This is a genomic window from Vibrio sp. YT-19(2023), assembly GCF_033337395.1.
Genome location: NZ_JAWOQN010001053.1, coordinates 1 through 536, shown reverse-complemented (window position 1 = coordinate 536; position 536 = coordinate 1). Strand labels below are relative to the sequence as shown.

The 536-nt window shown below is 45.7% G+C and carries 1 pseudogene; it reads left to right on the top strand.

Annotation, left to right across the window (positions count from 1 at the left end):
• A pseudogene (locus R7E78_RS29990) lies at window positions 1–536 on the top strand (alkaline phosphatase family protein); the annotation flags it as partial.

Genomic DNA, 536 nt, shown 5'->3' with positions numbered 1-536 from the left:
AGAGCTGGTGCATCAAGACAAAGTGATTATTGTTTCTGCCGCTCCCATGTTTGGTGTGAAATTCATTGAAGCCTTGCAGCGTGTGGTAACAATGCTTGGCAAACCGTTGATGGTCGATGCCGAAAACTGGATGGCGCATCCGGGCAGTGCCAATACGCTCATCAGTATTTTTACGCATACTAAAACACCAACCAACTTTGTGATTTTGTCTGGTGACGTTCACTACTCGTTCGCCTATGACATCAAATTGCGTTATCGAAAAAACAGCCCGAATATTTATCAAATCACCTGTAGCGGCATTAAAAACCAGTTTCCTACGCAACTGCTCACGATCTGCGATGGCCTAGACAGAATGCTTTACAGTCCGCGTTCACCTCTCAACTGGTTTACGAAACGTAAACGCTTGAAGATCTACAAACGCGCGCCAAGCACTCACAATTTTTATCGCTTAGTTAATCACAGTGCTATAGGAGAGTTACGCTTGGACGATGAAGGAAAACCGAGTCACATCGGCATTCTGACTAGCGACGGAGAGG